Origin of the sequence: Flectobacillus major DSM 103 (assembly GCF_000427405.1) — a bacterium.
GTDB lineage: Bacteria > Bacteroidota > Bacteroidia > Cytophagales > Spirosomataceae > Flectobacillus > Flectobacillus major.
In genome coordinates, this window is the sequence record NZ_KE386491.1 from 340,860 (window position 1) to 350,000 (window position 9,141).

At 37.1% G+C, this 9,141-nt stretch carries 10 protein-coding genes; 9 read left to right on the forward strand and 1 reads right to left on the reverse strand.

Annotated elements, in window-relative coordinates:
- Positions 1-49 precede the first annotated feature (49 nt).
- Positions 50-1,258: a molybdopterin molybdotransferase MoeA gene (locus FLEMA_RS0103350; protein WP_026994243.1), complete on the reverse strand. Its 1,209-nt coding sequence runs from the start codon at positions 1,256-1,258 to the stop codon at positions 50-52.
- Positions 1,259-1,409: 151 nt separating this feature from the next.
- On the opposite strand from FLEMA_RS0103350, the gene moaC reads away from it, so the two are divergent.
- The 9 genes from moaC (at position 1,410) to tyrS (ending at position 8,934) form a co-directional block, all read left to right on the forward strand.
- Positions 1,410-1,901 carry a cyclic pyranopterin monophosphate synthase MoaC gene (moaC, locus tag FLEMA_RS0103355; protein WP_026994244.1) on the forward strand — a complete coding sequence of 164 codons (492 nt, stop codon included), beginning with the start codon at positions 1,410-1,412 and terminating at the stop codon, positions 1,899-1,901.
- Positions 1,898-2,473 carry an NTP transferase domain-containing protein gene (locus tag FLEMA_RS67355; RefSeq protein WP_044170716.1) on the forward strand — a complete coding sequence of 192 codons (576 nt, stop codon included), beginning with the start codon at positions 1,898-1,900 and terminating at the stop codon, positions 2,471-2,473. The genes moaC and FLEMA_RS67355 overlap by 4 nt, the downstream gene beginning before the upstream one ends.
- 2 nt (positions 2,474-2,475) lie before the next feature.
- Positions 2,476-3,138, forward strand: coding sequence for a thiamine diphosphokinase (locus FLEMA_RS0103365; protein WP_026994245.1), 663 nt, complete (start codon positions 2,476-2,478; stop codon positions 3,136-3,138).
- An 833-nt stretch (positions 3,139-3,971) separates the two neighbouring features.
- A complete protein-coding gene (locus tag FLEMA_RS0103370; protein WP_026994246.1) occupies positions 3,972-4,541 on the forward strand; it encodes a hypothetical protein in 570 nt (189 codons plus the stop codon).
- Positions 4,542-4,720: 179 nt separating this feature from the next.
- Complete coding sequence (locus FLEMA_RS0103375) at positions 4,721-5,026, forward strand: hypothetical protein (RefSeq protein WP_026994247.1); 306 nt, start codon at positions 4,721-4,723, stop codon at positions 5,024-5,026.
- Positions 5,027-5,609: 583 nt separating this feature from the next.
- The gene (locus FLEMA_RS76720; RefSeq protein ID WP_144080032.1) at positions 5,610-5,804 is read left to right on the forward strand and encodes a hypothetical protein; all 195 of its coding nucleotides are present in this window, start codon (positions 5,610-5,612) and stop codon (positions 5,802-5,804) included.
- A gap of 221 nt (positions 5,805-6,025) precedes the next feature.
- Positions 6,026-6,811, forward strand: a complete 786-nt coding sequence (locus FLEMA_RS0103385) for a sensor histidine kinase (protein WP_081681250.1) — start codon at positions 6,026-6,028, stop codon at positions 6,809-6,811.
- A gap of 22 nt (positions 6,812-6,833) precedes the next feature.
- On the forward strand, positions 6,834-7,490 hold the full coding sequence (locus FLEMA_RS0103390) for a response regulator transcription factor (RefSeq protein WP_044170721.1): 657 nt from the start codon (positions 6,834-6,836) through the stop codon (positions 7,488-7,490).
- Positions 7,491-7,632: 142 nt separating this feature from the next.
- On the forward strand, positions 7,633-8,934 hold the full coding sequence (gene tyrS, locus FLEMA_RS0103395) for a tyrosine--tRNA ligase (RefSeq protein ID WP_026994251.1): 1,302 nt from the start codon (positions 7,633-7,635) through the stop codon (positions 8,932-8,934).
- The last annotated feature ends 207 nt before the right edge of the window (positions 8,935-9,141 follow it).

Below are 9,141 nucleotides of genomic sequence, written 5' to 3' on the forward strand. Positions count from 1 at the left end.
AAAATGTGTTTTAAATGCCAGATAAACAAAAAGAAATTATGTATTCAAATTAACGAAAACGGATGAATTTTACTATCTCTCCTTGTATGAATTCCTGTTTTTCAGGCGAAAGTTCTACAAAACCATCGCATTCGGTCAAATTGGCAAAGTCGGCCGAGCCACTTCCCTCAAATGGAATAGCCAATATTTGGCCGTTTTCAAAATATACCTTGGCTGGGGCAAAATAGGTAAGTGGAGGCTTAAAAAATACCGATTTAGCCAAAATCACTTCTTCGTATTTGGGTAAGGCTTGCTTAATAATAGGCAAAGCGTATTTGGTAAAACACAAAAAGGTAGAAACAGGATTGCCAGGAAGAGCAAAAAGATGCTTAGTAGTTTGGCCAGCCTCATTTTGCTGAACCCCAAACCAGAAAGGTTTGCCTGGCTTTTGAGCTACTTTATGAAAAAGTTTTTGCACACCTAACCGACTCAATATTTCGGGTACAAAATCTTTTTTACCTACCGAAACGCCACCACTGAGCAAAATAATATCGTGCAAAGCCAAGATTTCGCTAAGCTTTTGGCTTAATAGCTCTTTGTGGTCGATGAGGTGAAAAAGGTTGGCACGTATGCCTGCTATACTCAACGCACTGGCCAACATATAAGAATTGGACATCCGAATCTGATGAGGCTGTGGTTGTGTATTTATCTCGACAAGCTCGTCGCCTGTTGAAATAACGGCTACTTTGGGCAATGATTCTACCAGTACAAAGGGTTTTCCCACCGAGGCAATTACAGCTATCTCGGCTGGACTAATTTTAGTGCCTTTGGCTAGTAGGCGTTGTCCCTGTTGTTTGTCGATACCTTGTTGATGGATATTTTGCCCTTTTTTTAGTTCATCAAAAGGAATCGTTATGCTAGCAAACTTTTGTTCGTCTTTTTCAAAGAATGCAACATCTTCGTATCGTACTACAGTATCGCATCCCAAAGGTAAAACAGCTCCCGTCATTACCTCTAAGCACGCTTTGGTATCAAGAAGTGATTTTTGACTTTCGCCTGCATATTGGGTATTTTCAAGGACTATTTCGCTTGGATTGATTGCCTCTAAGAGAAACGCAATACCATCCATAGCTACCCGATTGAAAGGCGGAAAGTCTCTATCGGCCACAATATCTTCTGCCAAAATCCGATTGCTAGCATCTAATAAAGCCACAGGTTCGGGTTGTGAACAAAAAGGATGTTGCAAAACAATCTGAAAAGCTTCTTCTACAGAAATCATATTTGAGATTAAGTTAGTGTTAATAATAAAAGGCTTTTTCAATAACCTCTATTTGTGTTTTGGACAAAGGCAAGGTTGCTTCCGACAAATTTCTATAATTTGCTCTATCTTTTGCGTGTTCTACCTGTATTTTTGCAAAAACAAATAGAATATGACAACCGAAAATCCTGTAGATAAAACATTTACCCATTTAGATACCCAACACAACCCATCGATGGTCGATGTATCTGAAAAAGCTATTACCAAGCGTACCGCTACCGCTAGAAGTATAGTGGTATTGACTCCCGAAATTATAGCACAATTAACCAATGGCGATATTCAAACCAAGAAAGGGGCTGTATTTCAAACGGCTATTATTGCTGGTACAATGGGTGCTAAAAAAACAGCCGAGCTTATTCCGCTATGTCATCCTTTAGGCTTAGATTCTTGTAAGTTCAATATCGAAGTACAAGGACTGGAGGTAATTATCAATTGTACGTGTTCGCTAACAGCCAAAACAGGCGTAGAAATGGAAGCCCTAACAGGGGCAAGTATTGCCGCCTTGACAGTGTACGATATGTGTAAGGCTTTCTCGCATGATTTAGTTATTAAGGAAACAAAATTAATGATAAAAACAGGAGGAAAAAGCGACTACAAAGTATGATAAATGGACTGATATTATCGGGTGGGCAAAGCTCCAGAATGGGAGAGGAGAAACGGTTGCTCAATTATCATGGGCAAAGCCAAGAAGTGTATTTGTACAATATGCTAAAACCTTTTTGTACAGAAGTTTTTGTGTCGATCAATGTCCATCAAGAAAGTTCGTTGCCTTTTATTCGAGATACTTTCATAGAAATTAATAGCCCTATGGTAGGTATATTGTCGGCTTTTCAGCAAAATCCTGATACTGCTTGGCTCGTAATAGCTTGTGATATGCCTTATATAAAGGCCGAAACCATTACCGAGCTATTGGACAAGCGTGATGCTACTAAAAAAGCAACAGCTTTTGAAAACCCGCAAGAACATTTTCCTGAGCCTCTAATTACCATTTATGAGCCTAGTATTTATCCATTTTTATTGGAAGCCTATCGGGCAGGTCGAAAATCGGCATTGAGGGTTTTACAACAACAAGATATAGCCTTGATTGCCGTAAGCGACCCCAAGGTTTTGAACAATATTAATACGCCTGAGGCATTTGTAAAAACGCTTTTGGACTTAGGCGACAAAATAGCATAAATATGTCATCACATCATATCATCAGAGACGAACAAGAGCCTGCCCTTATCATAGCCAATGGCGAAGCCTGCCATCCAGAGCTACTGGGGCAGTTGCTAGAATGGTCGCCTTTGGTAGTAGTTTTAGACTCGGCGATTCATCGGGTGTTGGAGCTTGGTATTAAAGTCGATGTTTTGTTGGGCGACTTTGATAGAGAGCTAGACCTTGATACAATCAGACAGTTACAATACCCTCTCGAAATTGTACATACACCCGACCAAGAAAAACATGATTTAGAAAAAGCCTTTGAGTATTTGGTAGAGCGAGGCTTTCCTGCCGCCAATGTTATATGGGCAACAGGTCGCCGAGCCGACCACACAATGACCAACATTACCAATGTGGTGCGGTTTAGGGATAAACTAAAGATTGTTATTATAGACGACTATTCAAAAATCTTTTTATTACCTTATCAATTTCAAAAATGGTATACCAAAGCAACGCCTATTTCATTGATTCCTGTGGGTGTGGTGAGTGGTATTGTAACCCAAGGGCTCAAATATAATTTGTATGATGAAAGCCTAACGTTGGGCTATCGAACTGGCAGTAGCAACGAAGTCGAAGAAGATGGCTTTATAAGTATTCAATACAAAGAAGGCGATCTTTTGATGATGGAGTGTACTGATTAAAACAGGAGTCATCTCAAATTTTAGGTACTATTAAAAGATACCCACTATTGGTGCTTATTGTGATTCATAATGCCGTCAAGTGAAGATTGATGAGGCTTATCAATTACCCAAATAAGAGAAATTTAGAAGCTATTCATGCAAAAGGCGTTCGAAAAACTAACTTCGAACGCCTTTTGTTAAACGACACCTCTTTAGCCGCAAAGCATTGCGTTTTTACTAGTGAAAATCATCTTCAAAAATACTCACACACTCGCTCACCATTCACTAAATTTGGAATGCCCCATGTTTTTAGTATAAAATTTATATGTTGAATTTGTCATCATTACTGGTCTTTCTTTTGAAAGAATACAAAACGCCCGAAGCAAGAATTGCTAATACAATTAAATATAGAGTTCTCATAGATTAAGGTTTTTATGGTGGAAGAATAGTATTAATATACCAAATAATCGGGTACTGACAGATCAAATTTTTGTTATTTTTTGTGACCTACAAGTCGAGATACCACGTTTATAGAACAAGCTACGTGGTTTGTTGGATAACGGATTGAAGCAAGAGCATATTTTTGCAAATAACAAATAAATTCATTAAAACTATATACGTATAAATACCTGTTTTGCAGTGTAAAAATACCTGTTTTATCCTCCTACCAGACAAAACTCTGTAATAATGTGGTAGCTTCGTAGCCTAATCATCAACGTGAGTGTCGAAATAGAGTACTTTTTAAAATAGTTCTAGAATTGATTTAGCATACAATGATTGAAAATGCCCTGATAATAACCTCGTCCTCCTCTGTGTTATTGCCTTTGATATTTTGTCTTCAAAATAGGCATAGCTTGAGTAAGCCACTCAAGGTTCTTTCCTATTATTTATACCTATCAGTTGCTGTTGAAATATGGACGGTTACTTATTATTATTTGCATATACCCAACCTTGCCGTAATTAATCTCTATAATGGACTAGAGTTTATCTTTTTTTCGCTGTTTTTTTATACCCTCTACAAATCCTATTGGTTTAGACAATTGGTGTTGTTAATAATACTGCTAGTACTTGGTTATTTTATTTATATATTCAAGGTATTGGAGAGTATTCAACTACTCAATTTACATCTTTGTTTGTTGTATGCCGCTCTGGCAGTAATGTACATTATTTTGTATGGATTTCAATTACTACGAACCCTCGAAACCAAAGAGTTGTCGTCGTCACCAGTTTTCATTATATGTTTGGCCTTGCTGTTATACTCTTTTGGCAATGTCTACATATTTACCTTTGCTCAGCACTTTGTTGATACCCAAAGGCTTCCTCACGAAACATTAAGTAGGCTATATTACCTTGTACTGATTCTGTTTCGAGTACTGATGGGCTTGGCGTATTGGAACGTAGGTCAGCTTTCAAAAAAGGTGTAACGAAAAAGGAGGGTAAGTAACTACTCATAATACCATAGTTGACTAGCGTATAAATACCTGTTTTGTACGTAATAATACGCTAATTAATATGAGTTTTTTGGTTATGATAGGTTGATTGTATAGTTTTAGCGTATTAATTACAAAAACTATACAACACACTTTAAATATCATACACAACTATGGCAAAACTTATTACAACATCAGAACACCCAGAAGCATTTTCAGAGGCCACTAATTATGTAAAAAAATACCAAGCAGAAGGGCATGAAGTTCATTCTCAATTTTTTACAGCAGAAACATTGAAAAAGTTATTAGAAACAGAGAACTTTGGGGGACTTAAAATCCATCATGGACGAGATGGAGAAAATCTTCACACATTGGTCTTGGAAGCAACAGATGAGGACGGGGGAAGTTTAGGAACTTATGTTTGTGACGGGCCACTTTGCCCACCAAACTGTATCCCTCCAATAAAGCTTGACGACTGATAATAACTTTTGTTGAAATGGTATTACAAGAACTCCTAATCTATTTATCATCGTTAGCTATTATTCCTGCTTTTGTGGTAGGGGTATTATATTATAAATATTTATCAGAGCCACTCAGGTTAGTCTTTATTTACATCTGTTTTTCAATTACGGTAGAAATTGCACTATGGGGAACTTACCTGTTAGGAATGCGAAACCATTTTGTTGTAAATCTCTCTATCCCAATAGAGTCTATGCTTTTAGCCCTTACCTTTTATAAGGTATTTCAGCAACAAGCCCTGAAAAATATAGTAATTGGTATAATGGTATTGATATTGAGTATTGCAGTATTTAGCCATTTAAGAAACTTTGAAAATATCAATCAGTTTAGTGCTTTGGGCAATAGTATTTCGAACATATTTTTGGTAATAATTGTATTCATATATTTTTTTAGTATTCTCCAGTCTGTAGACACCCCAAAAATCTCTTCTAATCCCATGTACTGGATTAGTTCAGGGATATTGATATACAACGCAGGTACACTCTTTGTATTTATTATGAGTAGTGTGATTATGTTTAATAAGTCGTTGGTTTTTAGGAATTTATGGAGTATTTACTACGCTTTACTTTTAGTTTTCAGGTTATTCTTAGTTTTAGGTTTATGGTTCAGCAAGACGCCCAAACAATTAAATCAATTGTCGAAATAGGTACTTCTGTAATGGTTATATTTTCTATTACAGTGATTGTATTAGTATATGTTTTGCACAATCGACTCGCCAAACAGAAATTTGGCTTATAATTCAGTGAAATTTTGAAGTTGATGAGTCAACCCAACACGGTGTCTTTAATATAACATTAAAGCGATAATTTTATCTGAAATTTCCCTAAACGTAAGTGGAGAATAGATACGTCAGTGGCACTTAAACCCCAATAAAGAGAAGAGATTTTCTTTATTGGGGTTTAAATGTTTACTTTGAATAATATTCAATCGTTATTTTAATTATTACTTGAATCAAAAGTATGAACATGGATTTGGTACAAGTGATTATCCTTGGTACAATTGCGATGCTACTGCCTGTTGGGGCAATTATCGTTTTTGTAATGATGTACTATAGAAAGCAAAGATTACAAAAAGAAAATTTTGACCGCTTAGAGGAAGAATACAAACAGTCGTTGTTGGTAGCCAGTATTGTTTCTCAGGAATCGGTGCGTCGTCAGATTGGCGGCGATTTGCACGACGATATTGGAACATTGCTGTCGGCTACGCGAATGAGCCTTTCTCAAATTGCAAAACACGTTGACAACGAAAATAAGCGAACCTTTTTGCTCAATCAGACACAGGAGCTACTCAATGAAGCCTTAAATAATGTAAGACGTATTTCTAAGGAGTTGATGCCTAGTACTTTAGATGAATTTGGCCTGATCGAAGCCCTAAAAGATTTTTCACAGAAAATGACTTCTCATGCCAGTATGCCTATCACTTTTCATTATAGCACTGGCGAAAAACGATATGACAAAAAACTAGAGCTACCCCTATATCGTTCTGCTCAAGAATTAGTCAATAATGCCCTAAAACACGCCCAAGCTACCATGATAGATTTAGACCTTTCCGAAATCAACGGTAGCCTTATCTTAGAAGTACAAGATAATGGTATTGGCTTCGACCTAGAGGAGGTTAATAAACCTGATAGAGGCATTGGGCTGAAAAACATAGAAAGCCGACTGAGTGTAATCAATGGTCGAATTATTATTGATGTTGCCAAAGGCAAAGGTTCTCGCTTTGTGATAACAGTCCCAACCAATTAAAATTTTCTATTTTACAAAGATTATGGAAAAAAAAATACGTATTGCTATTGCTGATGATCATGCTTTGTTTCGTCGAGGAATGGTTTCGTTGCTTAATATGAATGACGACTTTACGGTGGTGTTGGAAGCTGCCAACGGTCAAGACCTCATCAATGCCATTAGTACAACAAAGCCAGAAGTAATTTTGATGGATTTACAAATGCCCATATTAGACGGCATCAGAGCTACCGAGCAAATCAAACGCATTTATCCCGAAATCAAAATTATCGTTATTTCTATGCACGACGAAGACCAGTTTGTGACTCGTCTCATGGAGCTAGGAGCAAACGGGTATCTGCTGAAAGATGCCGACCCCGACGAAGTTGAACGAGCTATCCGTACAATTGTTACCGAAGACTACTATTATGGCCCATTCTTGGTAAAAGTTATGCACAATAGAATTACCAATAAGCCCATTAAGAAGGAAGTCCCCAAATTATTTGTTCCTATCGATTTGTCGGAGCGAGAATTAGAAGTACTCAAATTTATTTGTGAAGGAATGACCACCACCCAAATTGCCGAAGTACTGTTTTTAAGCGCCCGTACTGTGGAAGGCCACCGCAACCGTATTATGGAAAAAACAGGTACAAAGAATGTAGCTGGAATGGTAGCATGGGCAGTCAGAAATGGGATTTGTTAAAAGATTTTCTTCCTTACTATTATCATCAAAGACAATCTATAAGGAATTATAAGGCATATCTTCTAACTTTGTAACTTAGTTATATTGAGAGAAGAGCATTTTTTAGTGCTTGGCCCTTATTCACACAATTATTAAGCAAATAATGCAAAAGAATTTTATTGAAGAATTGCGTTGGAGAGGAATGCTCCACGACGTGATGCCCGGTACAGAAGAACAACTTAATAAAGAAATAACAGCCGCTTATATTGGTTTTGACCCCACTGCATCATCCCTTCATATTGGTAATCTTGCAACGATTATGCTTTTAAAGCATTTTCAATTATGTGGACACAAACCTATTGCTTTGGTAGGAGGTGCAACAGGTATGATTGGCGACCCTTCTTTTAAGGCTGCCGAAAGAAGCTTCCTGTCGGAAGAAACACTCCGATTTAATCAAGAAGGTATACGCAAGCAATTATCTAAGTTTTTAGATTTTGACTGTGGCGAAAATTCAGCCGAGTTAGTTAATAACTATGATTGGTTTAAAGATTTTTCATTTTTAGGCTTTTTGCGTGAAGCAGGAAAATACCTTTCTGTCAATTATATGATGTCTAAAGACTCCGTAAAAAAGCGTTTAGAAACAGGTATTTCCTTCACCGAGTTTTCGTATCAGTTATTACAAGGATACGATTTCTACTGGTTGTACAAAAACAAAAACGTTCGTTTACAAATGGGAGGGTCTGACCAATGGGGCAATATTACCACAGGTACAGAAATCATTCGTAGAAAAGAAGGTGGCTCAGAAGAATTAACACATCAAGCATTTGCCTTAACAACACCGTTAGTAACCAAAGCCGATGGTACTAAATTTGGTAAGTCTGAGTCTGGTAATGTATGGCTCGATGCCAGTATGACTAGCCCATACCAGTTTTATCAATTCTGGCTCAATGCCGCCGATGCCGATTGCCATAGACTATTACGTGTATTTACGTTGTTTACCAAAGACGAAATAGAAGCTATCGAAAAAGAACACGCCGAAGCTCCGCATCTTCGTATTATGCAAAAAGCATTGGCAAAAGATGTAACTTGTCGAGTACATTCAGAAGACGCTTATGAGGTTGCAGTAAAGGCTTCAGAAATATTGTATGGAAAAGGTACTTTCGATACCTTACAAGGTATGTCCGACAGTGATATATTATCAGTATTTGATGGAGTGCCTCAAACAACCATTTCTCGTGAAGTATACAACACTTGTGTTAATATTACCGATTTGGTATCGGTAACTACCAATGGTGAGGTATATCCATCCAAAGGAGAAGCCCGTCGTGCCATTCAGGGCAATGCGTTAAGTATTAATAAGACAAAAATCGCAGACCCTAATCATATTGTAGACTTTATATTATTAAATGAGAAGTATCTATTGTTAGGAAAGGGAAAGAAAAATCACTTATTAATTATTGAGTAAAAGTACATTTCATAAAACATGAGTCATCCCAAACATTAGGTAATATGAAAAGAGACCTCTATTGGTGTTTGTTGTGATTTAGAAGGTTGTCAAGAGAATATTGAAGAGGCTTATCAATTGCTCAAATAATAGAAAATTAGGGGTTATGCATGCAAAAGGCGTTCGAAATTAGTTTTTTGAACGCCTTTTGCATGTTAATTTTCAGAA